This is a genomic window from Klebsiella africana (genome assembly GCF_020526085.1).
GTDB classification, from domain to species: Bacteria; Pseudomonadota; Gammaproteobacteria; order Enterobacterales; family Enterobacteriaceae; genus Klebsiella; species Klebsiella africana.
The window spans coordinates 1,551,961-1,568,018 of the sequence record NZ_CP084874.1 but is presented as its reverse complement, the minus strand read 5'-3'; the positions used below and the strand labels follow the sequence as shown (position 1 = coordinate 1,568,018).

Sequence of the window (16,058 nt, the reverse complement as noted above, 5' to 3'; positions counted from 1 at the left end):
AACCCTCTGTTTGTTATATGCCTTTTATTATGCCACTGCTTACTGATTACCCTTCTAATCAGTCGGCTATTTCATTGTGCTGCAAAATGCAGAATAATCCAACAAGAATATGATACTAAAACTTCTAAGATGTTTCAAAGTTCCCACAAGATGTTTCAATTTGTAAATTTAGCGGAACTTTTTTCACCCCAAAACGGTCAGGGAAATACGCACCAATAATCAAAAAAAATATTTAGAGCTTTAGAATCAATAAGATACAACTCGTTATTAGTATAGCACTGAATGGTAAAACAAAACGCTCGTTGGTGACTAAAATATGAGTCGCTATCATCATTAACTTTATTTATTACCGTCATTCAGTTCTGAATGTCTGTTTACCCCTATTTCAACCGGATGCATCGCATCCGGTTTTTTTTACCCTTCTTTACACAACTTTAATTTAACTGTGCTACTACAAACGATTCCCTAACGACTATTAATCAATCAATGCGTCGGTAAATCTGCCTTATTCCGCCAATGTCTTGTTATTTCGTGCGATTTCTGGCCGCTTTATTGCCAATATCGTCCCCCTGCCGCCTTCGCCAGACGATTTCATTTTCAGCTCTCATCTAAGATAATTCCTGGATGGCAAAACAGGGCTCACACCATTCTGTAGTGTAGATTTACGTCATTAGCCTTTATACTGCTGGGGCTCGTACTGTGTTGCCAGTTACCTTGGCGCTACATCCTGTTTACAAACAATGATGAGTCGTTCAGTCACAAGATGACCCCGAAAAAATTCTCCCTGATCCCCGGCAACATCAGCCGCTTCTTTATCTTGTTGGTTATTGTCCTGCTGGCGACGATGGGGGTGATGATTCAGAGCGCCGTCAATGCCTGGCTGAAAGAGAAAAGCTATCAGGTTGTTGATGTGTCCCACGCTTTGCACCAGCGTATTGACGCCTGGCGCTACGCCACCTGGCAAATCTATGACAATATCGCCGCCACCTCCGCCAATGCCGCGAGCGGCGGCCTGCAGGAGACCCGGTTAAAGCAGGACGTTTACTACCTGGAGAAACCCCGGCGTAAAACTGAAGCACTGATCTTCGGCTCCCACGACAGCTCGACTCTCGAGATGACGCAGAAAATGTCCGATTATCTCGATATCTTGTGGGGCGCGGAGACCATCCCGTGGTCGATGTATTATCTCAACGGTCTGGACAATAGCCTGATTCTGGTCTCCACCCTGCCATTAAAAGACCTCTCTTCAAGCGTCAAAGAGTCAACGATCGGTAGCCTCGTGGAGTCACGGCGCGCAGAGATGCTGCTGCAGGCCAACACGCTTGATGAGCGCGAGACCTTTTCGCCATTGCGCCATCTCGCCTGGCAGAATGCACACTACTTTACCCTACGCACCACCTTCAATCAGCCCGGGCATCTGGCTACCGTGGTCGCTTTTGACCTGCCGATTAACGATCTGATCCCACCGGGCATGACGATAGACAGCTTCCGTATCGAGCCCGATCCGTCGCAAAATGTCGCGACGGCACCGGATAAAGAGCGCGCCGACCATATCGGGATCACCTTTAACGGCATGCAGGTCGAAATCGCCACCGACATCAGTACCACCGGTATGCAGTTGCTGTGGACGGTACCAATGAGCACCATGCTGCTGGAATCCCTGCAGAATATTCTTCTGCCGCTGCTGCTCAACATTGGTCTGCTAGCGCTGGCGCTGTTTGGTTTTACCACCTTTCGCCACTATAAAGGACGCAGCCATTCGTCTGGTGCCGGGCTCCCCTCCGCCGCCAACAGCGAACTGCGTCTGCTGCGCGCCATTAACGAAGAGATTGTTTCTTTGCTACCGCTGGGGCTGCTTGTCCATGATCAGGAAGCCAACCGAACGGTTATCAGCAATCCTATTGCCGACCATCTGCTTCCGCACCTGAATCTGCAGAACATTACCAACATGGCGGACCAGCACCAGGGGGTGATCCAGGCCACCGTCAACAATGAACAATATGAGATCCGCCAGTACCGCAGCCAGGTGGCGCCGCGCACCCAAATCCTGATTATCCGTGACCAGGATCGCGAAGTGCTGGTGAATAAAAAGCTCAAGCAGGCTCAGCGCTTGTACGAGAAGAACCAGCAGGGCCGGGCGGCCTTTATGCAGCACATCGGCAACGCCCTGAAGCAGCCCGCCCTGAGCCTGGCGGCAGAAGCGGCGGCACTTAACAGCGCGGAGAACCGCACGCTGGCGCAGCATGCCGATGAGTTGGTCAAACTGGTCGACGACATTCAGCTCGCTAATTTGCTGGAAAGCGATGCCTGGAAAACCAGCCAGGCCCTATTCTCGGTTCAGGAACTGATCGACGACGTTGTACCGGAAGTGCTGCCGGCGATGAAGCGCAAAGGTCTGCAGTTGCTAATCAATAATGCGCTCCCCGCCGGTGAGCAGCGCTACGGCGACCGTGAAGCACTTCGGCGCACGCTGGTACTGCTGATCCAGTATTCGGTCACGACCACGCCTATTGGCAAGATCACCCTCGACGTCTGTCAGGATGAATCAGCCGGCGATCGGCTGACCATCCGTATTCTGGACACCGGCAATGGCGTTTCGACCAACGAGATCGATAATATGCATTTCCCGTATCTCAACGAGACCCAGAGCGATCTGTACGGCAAAGCGAACGCCCTCACCTTCTGGCTGTGCGATCGCATGATGCGCAAGCTCGGCGGGCAACTGACAATTAAAACGCGAGAGTCGCTGGGAACCCGCTATACCCTGCATTTGAAAATGCCGGCCAGCGAAGAGGCGCCAGAGGCGGGTGAACATCTGCTGGATGACGTTATTGTCCTGCTGGATGTCACCTCCAGCGAAGTGCGGCGGATTGTCACCCGCCAGCTGGAGAGCTGGGGGGCATCCTGCATCACGCCGGACGACCGTGCGACAAGTCAAGCATTTGATCTTTATTTAACGGATAATCCGTCTAATCTTACTGCTTCTGGCTTGCTTTTAAGCGATGATGAGGTAGGGATACGCAAGATCGGCCCGGGCCAACTGCGGGTCAACTTTAATATTAGCACGGCGATGCAGGAGGCTATCCTGCAGCTTATTGAGCAACAGCTGGCGGAGGAGGCGGTTCAGCCCGTCACCTCAGGAAACGAGAGTAACGCCGAACTCCATGCCAGCGGCTATTACGCACTGTTCGCCGATACGGTACCGGATGATGTTCAGAGATTGTATACTGAAATCGAAGCGGGTGATTTTGCTGCTCTGGCGCAAACCGCCCACCGCCTCAAAGGGGCATTTGCTATGCTTAATCTGATACCCGGCAAGCAGTTATGTGAAACGCTTGAGCATCTGATTCGCGAAAAGGATGCGCAAGGCATAGAAAAATATATCAGCGACATTGACGCTTACGTCAAGAGTTTGCTGTAGAAGGTAGCCTTATACATGAACACTATGAACGTAATTATTGCCGATGACCATCCGATCGTACTGTTCGGTATTCGTAAGTCACTTGAGCAAATTGAGTGGGTGAACGTCGTTGGCGAGTTTGAAGACTCCACGGCTCTTATCAACAATCTTCCGAAGCTGGACGCGCATGTTCTGATTACCGACCTGTCCATGCCCGGTGATAAATACGGCGACGGGATCACGCTTATCAAATACATTAAGCGCCACTTCCCGGACCTGTCGATCATTGTTCTGACCATGAACAATAACCCGGCGATCCTCAGCGCGGTGCTGGATCTGGACATCGAAGGGATCGTTCTCAAGCAAGGTGCGCCGACCGATCTGCCAAAAGCGCTGGCCGCATTGCAGAAAGGGAAGAAATTCACGCCGGAAAGCGTCTCCCGCCTGCTGGAAAAAATCAGCGCCAGCGGCTATGGCGACAAACGCCTGTCGCCGAAAGAGAGCGAAGTGCTGCGTCTGTTCGCTGAAGGCTTCCTGGTGACCGAGATCGCCAAAAAGCTCAATCGCAGTATCAAAACCATCAGTAGCCAGAAGAAATCGGCGATGATGAAGCTGGGCGTCGAAAACGACATCGCCCTGCTGAACTACCTCTCTTCCGTCTCCCTAAGCGCGACGGACAAAGAATAGTCCCTTGCTTTCTCCGTCTCGCGCTGGCGAGACGGAGCGCCTCTCTTTATTCCCGCCCCTTACGCACTCGCGCCGCATACACCGTCAGCGTTTGCTTCAGCACATCCAGCGTAACCGGCTTGGACAGGCAGCTGTCCATCCCCGACTCCAGACAGCGCTGCTTCTCTTCCGCCAGAGCATTAGCCGTTACGCCGATCACCGGCAGCGTCAACCCTAGCTGGCGAATGCGCTGCGTCAGGCGATAACCATCCATATTGGGCATGTTGACGTCGCTGAGCACGATATCAATATGCTGCTTACTGAGAACATTGAGCGCATCGACCCCATCGTTCGCCGTCACGCACTGGTAGCCAAGCGATCCCAGCTGATCCGCCAGCAGGCGGCGGTTGATAGGGTGATCGTCGACTACGAGGATCATCATATCGTCGTTATTGCCAGTCTGAGCCTCTGGCGCCATCAGCGCCTGACTGTTTTCCGCACTGGCGAGCGCAATGTGGAAAATACGGCCCAGCAGCGGCAGCAGCTCATGCGGCGTCGTCACGCTGTGCAGCCACTCACCAGCGGCTCGCTCCTGTGGGATACCGATATGACGACGGCAGAAAATGACCATCGCCCTTCCTTGCCAGCCGCTCAGCGCTGCATCGTCAGTCAGTAAAACGTCGTCAGCGCTCGGCGTCTCCCCATCATGAGGGCGTACCGTGAGACCGTGATGGCTCAGCAGCGAGGTCACAAACATCGCCAGCGAAGCGTTGTGGATCGCCAGCCAGCAGGTCTTGCCTGCAAAACCGTCTGCCGATACGGACGAGGTATTGCGCACACCATACAGAGGAATACGGATGGTAAAGCGGCTGCCCATCCCCGGCTCGGTTTCGACGGCAATATCGCCATCCATCATACTGATCAGCTTTTCACAAATAGCCAGCCCAAGGCCAGTCCCCTGGAAGTTACGCTGAACGCCGGTCCCCACCTGGAAGAAGGGATCGAAGAGGCGCAACACCTCTTTCGCCGGGATCCCCTCGCCTGTATCGCGGACGCTAATCTGCAGATAATCCCCCGCGCACTGAACATGCAGGATAATGCAGCCGGTGTCGGTGAACTTGATCGCATTGCTCAGCAGGTTAGAAATCACCTGCTGCAGGCGCATCGGGTCGCCGGACATCTGCTCCGGCACATTTGGTTCGATGAAACAGTACAGTCCCAGCTGCTTGCGCACCACCAGCGGCAGATAGTTAGCGGAGATATGGTTCATGACCTCGCGTGGGGAAAACTCCCGCGGCTCGATCTTCAGCTGCTCGGACTCGATTTTTGAGAAGTCGAGGATATCGCTGATGATTTTCAGCAACAGGCTGGAGGAGTTGTTCATCGCCGTCACCAGACGATCAACGCCCTTCGGCAGGGCCTTCGTCTGCAGCAGATCGAGGTTACCGATGATGCCGTATAGCGGGGTACGCAGCTCGTGACTGACGGTGGCCAGGAACATCGATTTCGACTGACTGGCCTGCTCTGCTGCCTGGGCCATCTCCTGCAGCGACTCCTCCATTTTCACGCGGGCGGACACGTCCACCAGCACGCAGATCGCCACGTTTTCATTGCGATAGCGTGAGTGGACAAAGCTGATCTGCAGGTTGGTATGGTTGCTGGTCAGCACATCGACAAAGTTAACCTGCTGGCCGCAGATGATCTGCGTCAGCCGCTGCCGGTCCTCGTGAGTCAGCATGTTCAGGTAGTTGTGCGCCAGCTCGTTACTGAGAATATTGGTGCCGTCGACAGTGCGCAGAATACAGATCCCCACCGGGGCCGAGGCCACGATTTTACGGTTGAACTGTTCATGCTCTTCCAGCCGCTGAGCGTCATTTTCCGCCGGGATAAAAATACGCCTCTCATACATCCGCGCCAGCGCGAACAGCAGCGCCCCGGTCAGAATATTGAGAATGATGGCGTTGATGATCAGCATGCGGATCCGCTCCAGCACCTGGTCTACCGAGACGGAATAGACAATGCTCAAGGAGGACGGCGCCAGGCTTTTTTTCAGCACCAGCTCGCGGAAGCCCGCGCTGTAGCCGAACCACATCCGCTCCTGCATCCACTTCGCTTCGCTCTGAATTTTGCCTTCCGCACCGGCCAGCGAAATCAGCGGTTGGCCATTATCGTCAAAGATCGTCACGCTCATCGGCAGACTGCCGGGCGTAAAGAAGCTATCCATGCGGATGGTCTGTTCAACGCCGAGCATCGCCTGCAGACGATTGGCCATATAGACCGGGGTCAGGGCATAAAAATACCCCACGCCGGGGCGAACGCCCTGGCTTATCCAGAACAGGTTATTACCGCGCTCATTTTGTGGCGCATGGCGATATTGCTCGATGCGCTGATGCAGGACTTTCAGCGCCTGATCGCGCTCAATCGGCACATCACGCAGGCCAAAGTTGGCCATACAGAGATTATCGCTACCGATGAGAAAGATGCGGTTCAGATCGTAGGCAGCGGTAAAATTGTCCCGCCAGTAGCGCATAAACCACGCCAGGGACTGCAATGAATTACGCCAGGTGGCGCTCATCGCGCTACAGTCAGAATCGGGGTACAGGGGATCAAAGTTAGGTACTGCAATATCGCTGCTTTGCCCGGTCGACGCAGACTCCCCCGCTGACAGCCGGTTGCCGGCGACATATTTCAGCTCTTTAATCACGTCCGCCGTACGCTGAATAAAGCGCTGGGCCTGATCGGCATTGAGATTAAGCTCCTGATGGATCTCGGCCTCCCGCTCATGCAGCGCATTGACAATATAGAACACAGAGACAAACGCAATCAGGAGCCACAGCAATACCGCCAGCGCTCTGAACAGATAACGTGAAACCTTCAGGGTTGTATGAAAAGAGGCAAGATATTTCAATGTGGCGATGCTCGGCCGTCAGGAACTCAACAGAATGGGGTTAAGGTAGCGGTAAACCGGCTTTGCCGCAATGTTAATGCAAAAAGGGCCGGGAGAATACCCGGCCCTTTCAGAACATTTATCCCGGACGATTACTCTTCGTCTTCGGCGACATCGTCATCGGTATCCGCTTCCGGCGCGATATCGTCATCGCCTTCCGCTACGCTACCGTCGATAGCATCCAGCTCTTCGTCATCTACCGGCTCAGCCACGCGCTGCAGACCCACCACGTTTTCATCTTCCGCGGTGCGGATGAGGATCACGCCCTGGGTGTTACGGCCCACGATGCTCACTTCAGAAACACGGGTACGCACCAGCGTCCCGGCATCGGTGATCATCATGATCTGATCGCAGTCATCCACCTGCACGGCGCCGACCACGGAACCATTACGCTCGGTGACTTTAATCGAGATAACGCCCTGAGTGGCACGCGACTTGGTCGGATACTCTGCCGCCGCGGTACGTTTACCGTAACCGTTTTGCGTCACCGTCAGGATCGCGCCTTCGCCGCGCGGAATAATCAGCGAGACGACGCTGTCGTTTTCCGCCAGCTTAATGCCGCGTACGCCGGTGGCGGTACGGCCCATGGCGCGAACGGCGTCTTCTTTGAAGCGCACAACCTTACCGGCCGCGGAGAACAGCATCACTTCATCCTGACCAGAGGTCAGATCGACGCCGATCAGCTCATCGCCTTCGTTCAGGTTGACCGCGATGATACCGGCGGAACGCGGACGGCTGAACTCGGTCAGCGCGGTTTTCTTCACGGTACCGCTGGCGGTGGCCATAAAGACGTTGACGCCCTCTTCATACTCGCGGACCGGCAGGATGGCGGTGATACGTTCATCGGCTTCCAGCGGCAGCAGGTTGACGATCGGCCGACCGCGCGCGCCGCGGCTGGCTTCCGGCAGCTGATAGACCTTCATCCAGTACAGACGGCCACGGCTTGAGAAGCAGAGGATGGTGTCATGGGTGTTGGCCACCAGCAGGCGGTCGATAAAGTCTTCTTCTTTAATGCGCGCTGCCGATTTGCCTTTACCGCCACGACGCTGTGCTTCGTAGTCGGTCAGCGGCTGATACTTCACATAGCCCTGATGCGACAGGGTGACCACCACGTCTTCCTGGTTGATCAGATCTTCGATGTTGATATCAGCGCTGTTGGCGGTGATTTCGGTACGACGTTCGTCGCCGAACTGGTCGCGGATCAGCTCCAGCTCTTCGCGAATCACTTCCATCAGACGGTCGGCGCTGCCGAGGATGTGCAGCAGCTCTGCGATCTGCTCCAGCAGCTCTTTATATTCATCGAGCAGTTTTTCATGCTCAAGGCCGGTCAGTTTCTGCAGACGCAGATCCAGAATCGCCTGAGCCTGCTGCTCGGTCAGGTAGTATTTCCCGTCGCGCACGCCGAACTCTGGCTCCAGCCATTCCGGACGCGCGGCGTCATCCCCGGCGCGCTCCAGCATCGCCGCGACGTTACCGAGATCCCATGCCTGGGCAACCAGCCCCGCTTTCGCTTCTGCCGGGGTCGGCGCGCGACGGATCAGTTCGATAATTGGGTCGATGTTGGCCAGCGCCACGGCCAACGCTTCAAGGATGTGTGCCCGGTCGCGCGCTTTGCGCAGTTCGAAAATCGTACGACGGGTTACCACTTCGCGGCGGTGGCGTACAAACGCGGCGATGATGTCCTTCAGGTTCATGATCTTCGGCTGACCATGGTGCAGGGCAACCATGTTGATGCCGAAAGAGACCTGCAGCTGGGTCTGGGAATAGAGGTTGTTAAGTACCACTTCCCCTACCGCATCGCGCTTCACTTCAATCACGATGCGCATCCCGTCTTTATCAGACTCGTCACGCAGCGCGCTGATGCCTTCCACGCGTTTTTCTTTGACCAGCTCGGCGATTTTCTCAATCAGGCGCGCTTTGTTCACCTGATACGGAATTTCGTGCACGATGATGGTCTCGCGGCCGGATTTCGCGTCCACTTCCACTTCCGCACGCGCGCGGATGTAGACTTTACCGCGACCGGTGCGGTAGGCCTCTTCAATGCCGCGACGGCCATTGATAATGGCGGCGGTCGGGAAATCAGGGCCAGGAATATGCGCCATCAGCCCTTCAATGCTGATGTCTTCATCATCAACATACGCCAGACAGCCGTTAATCACTTCCGTCAGGTTATGCGGCGGTATGTTGGTGGCCATCCCTACGGCGATCCCGGAGGCGCCGTTTACCAGCAGGTTAGGAATTTTGGTCGGCATGACGTCCGGAATACGCTCCGTACCGTCATAGTTGTCGACGAAATCGACCGTCTCTTTTTCAAGATCGGCCATCAGCTCATGAGCGATTTTCGCCAGACGAATTTCGGTATAACGCATCGCCGCGGCGGAGTCGCCGTCGATGGAACCAAAGTTACCCTGGCCGTCCACCAGCATGTAACGCAGCGAGAACGGCTGCGCCATACGCACGATGGTGTCGTATACCGCGGAGTCGCCGTGCGGGTGGTATTTACCGATTACGTCACCAACGACACGGGCTGATTTTTTATAGGCTTTGTTCCAGTCATTGCCCAATACGTTCATGGCGTAAAGTACGCGACGGTGTACCGGCTTCAGGCCATCTCGGACATCCGGCAGCGCACGGCCAACAATGACCGACATCGCATAATCCAGATAAGAGTTCTTAAGCTCTTCCTCAATGTTGACCGGTGTAATTTCTCTCGCAAGGTCGCTCATCTAACCGCTATCCCTCTACTGTATCCCGGATTCAAAGGTCGCAAATTATAACACAGCCGCGCTAATAGAGGTAAAGCAATACGGTTTATTCATGGCGCGCTGCTGATATACTCGCAGGTCTGAACAGAAAAGGAGTAAAAGCGCCCATGAATACCGAAAAAACGTCGGTAGCCCCTAACGTCGATCATGCTGAAATCGCCAAATTCGAAGCCGTCGCCTCACGCTGGTGGGACCTGGAGGGCGAGTTCAAGCCGCTCCACCGCATTAACCCGCTGCGGCTGGGCTATATCGCCGAACGCGCCGGCGGCTTGTTCGGTAAAAAAGTCCTCGATGTCGGCTGCGGCGGCGGTATTCTCGCCGAGAGCATGGCGCGCGAAGGCGCGACCGTCACCGGGCTGGATATGGGCGCCGAACCGCTGCAGGTGGCGAAGCTGCATGCGCTGGAGAGCGGTATTCAGGTGGACTATGTTCAGGAAACGGTTGAGGAACATGCCGCGAAGCACCCGCAGCAGTACGACGTCGTCACCTGCATGGAGATGCTGGAGCACGTTCCCGACCCGCAGTCGGTGGTGCACGCCTGCGCGCGGCTGGTGAAGCCCGGCGGCCAGGTCTTCTTTTCCACTATCAACCGCAACGGCAAGGCCTGGCTGATGGCGGTGGTGGGCGCGGAATATGTCATGAAGATGGTGCCCAAAGGCACCCATGATGTGAAGAAGTTTATCAAGCCGGCCGAACTGCTAGGCTGGGTAGATCAGACTACTCTGAAAGAGCAGCATATCATCGGTCTGCATTACAACCCATTGACTAATACCTTCAAGTTGGCGCCGGGGGTTGATGTTAACTATATGTTGCACACCAGCGCCAAACCAGAGTGACGTCAGCACCTGCGCTTATGATGATTGCGCGGCATCAAGCCGCGTGATTATTTCTTCCGATGAAGAAATCAGCACTCGATCAAATTTTCATTTTTTTTTCTGTTTTATTGACTTCTTCTCCAGGCCTTATGCGACGTGGACTTGCGGATTATTACCCTTCCGCAACCTCAATTTAACGTCAAAATCAACCCTTGTACTCAAAAGATTCCTTACTAAAATACTCACCATATAGCGTTCCTTTTATCGACAACCCCCTACATATAGTATTTATCCACAGAGTTAGTCACAACGACCTTCTGTGGATAAACGGGGGATATTTTCTTTCACGGACAGGTAAAATCCACATGAATCAGAGTCTGCTGGTGACAAAGCGCGACGGGACCACCGAGCGCATCAATCTCGACAAAATCCATCGCGTACTGGATTGGGCGGCAGAAGGACTGAATAACGTTTCGATTTCCCAGGTAGAACTGCGCTCCCATATCCAGTTCTATGACGGCATCAAAACCGCGGACATCCACGAAACCATTATTAAAGCCGCCGCGGATCTGATCTCCCGCGACGCGCCGGATTACCAGTACCTCGCTGCGCGTCTGGCGATCTTCCATTTGCGTAAAAAAGCCTTCGGCCAGTTTGAGCCGCCGGCGCTTTACGATCACGTGGTAAAGATGGTTGAGAAAGGTAAATACGATCATCATCTGCTGGAAGACTACACGGAAGAAGAGTTCCAGCAGATGGACGGTTTCCTCGACCACTGGCGTGATATGAACTTCTCCTACGCAGCCGTTAAGCAGCTGGAAGGCAAGTATCTGGTACAAAACCGCGTTACCGGCGAAATTTATGAGAGCGCACAGTTCCTCTACATTCTGGTTGCCGCTTGTCTGTTCTCGAACTACCCGCGCGAAACGCGTCTGGACTACATCAAGCGTTTCTACGACGCAGTGTCCACGTTTAAAATCTCGCTGCCGACGCCGATCATGTCCGGCGTGCGTACCCCAACCCGTCAGTTCAGCTCCTGCGTGCTGATCGAGTGCGGCGACAGCCTGGACTCCATCAACGCCACCTCCAGCGCGATTGTGAAATACGTTTCCCAGCGCGCCGGCATCGGCATCAACGCCGGCCGCATTCGCGCGCTGGGCAGCCCGATCCGCGGCGGCGAAGCCTTCCACACCGGCTGTATTCCGTTCTACAAACATTTCCAGACCGCGGTGAAATCCTGCTCGCAGGGCGGCGTTCGCGGCGGCGCGGCGACCCTTTTCTACCCAATGTGGCATCTGGAAGTGGAAAGCCTGCTGGTGCTGAAAAACAACCGCGGTACCGACGCCAACCGCGTTCGTCACATGGACTACGGCGTACAGATTAACAAGCTGATGTATACCCGTCTGCTGAAGGGCGGCGATATTACCCTGTTCAGCCCTTCCGATGTCCCGGGCCTGTATGACGCCTTCTTCGCCGATCAGGACGAGTTTGAGCGCCTGTACACTCAGTACGAGCAGGACGACAGCATTCGCAAGCAGCGTATTAAAGCCGTTGAGCTGTTCTCGCTGATGATGCAGGAGCGCGCCTCTACCGGCCGCATCTACATCCAGAACGTCGACCACTGCAACACCCACAGCCCGTTTGATCCGGTAGTCGCCCCGGTGCGTCAGTCTAACCTGTGCCTGGAGATTGCTCTGCCGACCAAACCGCTGGAAGACGTTAACGACGAAAATGGTGAAATCGCGCTGTGCACCCTGTCGGCCTTCAACCTCGGGGCTATCGACAGCCTCGACGAGCTGGAAGAGCTGGCGGTGCTGGCGGTGCGTGCCCTGGATGCGCTGCTCGACTATCAGGATTACCCGATCCCGGCCGCTAAACGCGGCGCGATGGGCCGCCGTACGCTCGGTATCGGCGTGATCAACTTCGCTTACTATCTGGCGAAGCATGGCAAACGCTACTCCGACGGCAGCGCCAACAACCTGACGCACAAAACGTTCGAAGCGATTCAGTACTATCTGCTGAAGGCCTCTAACGAGCTGGCTATCGAGCAAGGCGCCTGCCCGTGGTTCAACGAAACCACCTATGCGCAGGGCATCCTGCCGATCGATACCTATAAGAAAGATCTGGACGGTATCGTCAGCGAACCCCTGCACTACGACTGGGAAGCATTGCGCGAATCCATTAAAACCCATGGTCTGCGCAACTCCACGCTCTCCGCGCTGATGCCGTCCGAGACCTCGTCGCAGATCTCCAACGCCACCAACGGCATTGAGCCGCCGCGCGGCCACGTGAGTATCAAAGCGTCCAAGGACGGTATCCTGCGCCAGGTGGTGCCGGATTACGAAAACCTGCAGAACGCCTACGAGCTGCTGTGGGAGATGCCGAACAACGACGGTTATCTGCAGCTGGTGGGTATCATGCAGAAGTTTATCGACCAGTCGATCTCTGCCAACACTAACTACGATCCGACGCGCTTCCCGTCCGGAAAAGTGCCGATGCAGCAGTTGCTTAAAGACCTGCTCAACGCCTATAAATTCGGCGTCAAAACGCTGTACTATCACAACACCCGTGATGGCGCAGAAGACGCGCAGGATGACCTGGCCCCGTCCATCCAGGACGACGGCTGCGAAAGCGGCGCTTGTAAGATTTAAGTTATTTTTGCCGGGTGGCGCGATGCTTACCCGGCCTACGATTGTGTAGGCCCGGCCAATACAGTACCGCCGGGCAATACATTTCAACAGGACTCACTTCAATGGCATACACCACTTTTTCACAGACGAAAAACGATCAGCTGCTGGAACCCATGTTTTTTGGCCAGCCGGTTAACGTGGCCCGCTACGATCAGCAAAAATATGACATCTTTGAAAAGCTGATCGAAAAGCAACTCTCCTTTTTCTGGCGTCCGGAAGAGGTTGACGTTTCCCGCGATCGCATCGACTACCAGGCGCTGCCGGAACATGAAAAACATATTTTCATCAGCAACCTGAAGTACCAGACGCTGCTCGACTCCATCCAGGGCCGCAGCCCGAACGTCGCGCTGCTGCCGCTGATCTCCATCCCGGAGCTGGAAACCTGGGTGGAAACCTGGGCCTTCTCCGAAACCATTCACTCGCGCTCGTACACCCATATCATCCGCAACATCGTCAACGACCCGGCGACCGTGTTCGACGATATCGTCACCAACGAGCAGATCCAGAAACGTGCGGAAGGCATCTCTCACTATTACGATTCGCTGATCGAGATGACCAGCTACTGGCATCTGCTGGGCGAAGGCACCCACACCGTCAACGGCAAAACCGTGACCGTGAATCTGCGCGAGCTGAAAAAGAAACTCTATCTGTGCCTGATGAGCGTTAATGCCCTGGAAGCGATCCGCTTCTACGTCAGCTTCGCTTGCTCTTTCGCCTTTGCCGAACGCAAGCTGATGGAAGGTAACGCCAAAATTATTCGCCTGATTGCCCGCGATGAAGCACTGCACCTGACCGGCACTCAGCATATGCTGAACCTGCTGCGCTCCGGCAGCGATGACCCGGAAATGGCGGAAATCGCCGAAGAGTGCAAGCAGGAGTGCTATGACCTGTTCGTGCTGGCGGCGCAGCAGGAAAAAGAGTGGGCGGACTACCTGTTCCGCGACGGCTCGATGATCGGCCTGAATAAAGATATTCTCTGCCAGTACGTCGAGTACATCACCAATATCCGCATGCAGGCGGTAGGCCTCGATCTGCCGTTCCAGACCCGCTCCAACCCGATCCCATGGATCAACACCTGGCTGGTCTCCGACAACGTTCAGGTGGCGCCGCAGGAAGTAGAGGTTAGCTCGTATCTGGTGGGCCAGATCGACTCAGAAGTCGATGCCGATGACCTGAGCAACTTCCAGCTGTAATGAAGCGGATCTTCCTGAAAATCTCTGACACTCGCCTTGAGTGTCAGGATGAACACCCTTCCCTGCTGGCGGCGCTGGAGTCGCATAATATCGACGTCGAATATCAGTGCCGCGAAGGTTACTGCGGCTCCTGCCGCACCCGCCTGGTTTCCGGCCAGGTCGACTGGCTGACCGAGCCGTTGGCCTTTATCCAGCCGGGAGAAATTTTGCCCTGCTGCTGCCGGGCAAAAGGGGATATCGAAATTGAGATGTAACGGTTAGTGCACTTCGTGTGCACTGACTAATTGCATTGTGCCATGGCGTTTCATCTGCAAGACATAAATCAGCCCCGCCACCACCACCAACAGCGCCCCCACCAGATAAATAGCACGGTAACCCACGCCGTCGACCATGATCCCCATCACGAACGCCCCTATCGCCAGGCCCGCATCCATGGCATTAAAGAACAGTGAGTTCGCGACGCCAATTTTATGCGTTTCAACAGAACTGATGATCTGCGTCTGGAAAACAGGCGTTACTGAGCCATATCCAATACCAATCAGCGCACCGGACAGGATCATTGAAACGCTACCGTGCGTATAACCCAGCACCACTAAACCAATGGTAAAGGCGAGCAGGCACGGATAAACCACATACTTCGGCTCTTTTTTATCACACACATTCCCGGTAAACGACCGGCAGATCATGAGAAAAATCGCATAGCACAACAGAAAGTTACTGGCTGCCGCCATCAGATCCAGTTCGCGAGCATAGAGGGCAAGAAAGGCGGAAACCCCGGCGTAAGAGAACGTCATAAAGAAGGTGACCAGGGCAAAAGGCATGGCCGCGCGATCGAACATAGCGGAAAAGCCAAGCTTTGGCTGCGAACCATCGGCATGACGAATAACCGGCGGCACGCAGATCATCATCGACAGTACAATCGCGATAGCAGACACCACCGTACACATCCAGAATGCGGGAATATACGCGCTGTGGCGCGCCATATTCAGACCAATCCATGGTCCCACTACCATTGCCAGTCCCATTGCTAAGGAGAAAAAGCTAATTCCCTCTCCTCGCCGCGAGGCGGGAATTAAGCGCGCAGAGATGGTCCCCTTGACGGTGGTGATCACACCGAAGGTGATGCCGTGAAGAACCCTAATGAACAGCAGTCCTTCAATGGTATGGCAAAAGGGGTACAGAGCCGTAACCACCAAAAAGGCTAAAGAGGAAATCAGCAAAATGCCTTTGTTGGAATATTTACCCACCCACTGACCGGCGAAGGGGCGGACAATAATCGCGGCAACCAGGAAGAAGGTCACCAGCAACCCAGCCTTATCCGCAGTCGCATGCAAATTGTCAGCAATATAAATAGGCAGGAGCGTCAGAAGAACATAAAATACGAAGAAAATAATAAAACTAACAATCGTGATGGCCCAAAAATCTTTCGTCCACAGTTTTTCTTTCATCTAATTGCACCTTACTGTAACGGCGCGCATTACTACATTCATAACGAATATATAATTTCAGAAATACATTGTGAATACCAATAATTGCGTGCGTGATTGTGTGATTAAGTTTCAGGAAAATTATAAGCAACCTG

The 16,058-nt window shown here is 54.7% G+C and carries 9 protein-coding genes; 6 read left to right on the top strand and 3 right to left on the bottom strand.

The features are described 5' to 3' along the window. Positions 1–763 precede the first annotated feature (763 nt). Together rcsD and rcsB are read left to right on the top strand one after the other, a co-directional pair. A complete protein-coding gene (gene rcsD / locus LGL98_RS07595) occupies positions 764–3,421 on the top strand; it encodes a phosphotransferase RcsD (protein ID WP_136034663.1) in 2,658 nt (885 codons plus the stop codon). Positions 3,422–3,436: 15 nt separating this feature from the next. Next, entirely contained in the window at positions 3,437–4,087 is a 651-nt protein-coding gene (rcsB, locus tag LGL98_RS07590) for a response regulator transcription factor RcsB (RefSeq protein WP_002913007.1), read from the top strand. Positions 4,088–4,133: 46 nt separating this feature from the next. On the opposite strand, the gene rcsC is transcribed toward rcsB, so the two are convergent. Together rcsC and gyrA are read right to left on the bottom strand one after the other, a co-directional pair. Further along, positions 4,134–6,974, bottom strand: coding sequence for a two-component system sensor histidine kinase RcsC (rcsC, locus tag LGL98_RS07585; RefSeq protein ID WP_136034661.1), 2,841 nt, complete (start codon positions 6,972–6,974; stop codon positions 4,134–4,136). A 131-nt stretch (positions 6,975–7,105) separates the two neighbouring features. Beyond that, the gene (gene gyrA, locus LGL98_RS07580) at positions 7,106–9,739 is read right to left on the bottom strand and encodes a DNA topoisomerase (ATP-hydrolyzing) subunit A (RefSeq protein WP_136034659.1); all 2,634 of its coding nucleotides are present in this window, start codon (positions 9,737–9,739) and stop codon (positions 7,106–7,108) included. 146 nt (positions 9,740–9,885) lie between these two features. On the opposite strand from gyrA, the gene ubiG reads away from it, so the two are divergent. From ubiG to yfaE, 4 genes are all read left to right on the top strand, one after another. After that, a complete protein-coding gene (gene ubiG, locus LGL98_RS07575) occupies positions 9,886–10,614 on the top strand; it encodes a bifunctional 2-polyprenyl-6-hydroxyphenol methylase/3-demethylubiquinol 3-O-methyltransferase UbiG (protein WP_136034657.1) in 729 nt (242 codons plus the stop codon). Positions 10,615–10,958: 344 nt separating this feature from the next. Beyond that, positions 10,959–13,244 (top strand): class 1a ribonucleoside-diphosphate reductase subunit alpha, encoded by a 2,286-nt coding sequence (nrdA, locus tag LGL98_RS07570; protein WP_002913016.1) that lies wholly within the window; start codon positions 10,959–10,961, stop codon positions 13,242–13,244. A 101-nt stretch (positions 13,245–13,345) separates the two neighbouring features. Continuing rightward, positions 13,346–14,476 carry a class Ia ribonucleoside-diphosphate reductase subunit beta gene (gene nrdB, locus LGL98_RS07565; protein ID WP_004140835.1) on the top strand — a complete coding sequence of 377 codons (1,131 nt, stop codon included), beginning with the start codon at positions 13,346–13,348 and terminating at the stop codon, positions 14,474–14,476. Then, positions 14,476–14,730: a class I ribonucleotide reductase maintenance protein YfaE gene (gene yfaE / locus LGL98_RS07560; RefSeq protein ID WP_002913017.1), complete on the top strand. Its 255-nt coding sequence runs from the start codon at positions 14,476–14,478 to the stop codon at positions 14,728–14,730. Before nrdB ends, yfaE begins: the two co-directional genes overlap by 1 nt. Positions 14,731–14,733: 3 nt before the next feature. Here yfaE and LGL98_RS07555 read toward each other — a convergent pair whose 3' ends face one another. Then, complete coding sequence (locus LGL98_RS07555; protein ID WP_136034655.1) at positions 14,734–15,924, bottom strand: MFS transporter; 1,191 nt, start codon at positions 15,922–15,924, stop codon at positions 14,734–14,736. Between the last annotated feature and the right edge of the window lie 134 nt (positions 15,925–16,058).

Bases quoted from the DNA above. Each gene is read 5' to 3' on its own strand.
- rcsD (WP_136034663.1), top strand. From the start codon at position 764: ATGACCCCGAAAAAATTCTCCCTGATCCCCGGCAACATCAGCCGCTTC.
- rcsB (WP_002913007.1), top strand. From the start codon at position 3,437: ATGAACACTATGAACGTAATTATTGCCGATGACCATCCGATCGTACTG.
- gyrA (WP_136034659.1), bottom strand. From the start codon at position 9,739: ATGAGCGACCTTGCGAGAGAAATTACACCGGTCAACATTGAGGAAGAG.
- ubiG (WP_136034657.1), top strand. From the start codon at position 9,886: ATGAATACCGAAAAAACGTCGGTAGCCCCTAACGTCGATCATGCTGAA.
- nrdA (WP_002913016.1), top strand. From the start codon at position 10,959: ATGAATCAGAGTCTGCTGGTGACAAAGCGCGACGGGACCACCGAGCGC.
- nrdB (WP_004140835.1), top strand. From the start codon at position 13,346: ATGGCATACACCACTTTTTCACAGACGAAAAACGATCAGCTGCTGGAA.
- yfaE (WP_002913017.1), top strand. From the start codon at position 14,476: ATGAAGCGGATCTTCCTGAAAATCTCTGACACTCGCCTTGAGTGTCAG.
- LGL98_RS07555 (WP_136034655.1), bottom strand. From the start codon at position 15,924: ATGAAAGAAAAACTGTGGACGAAAGATTTTTGGGCCATCACGATTGTT.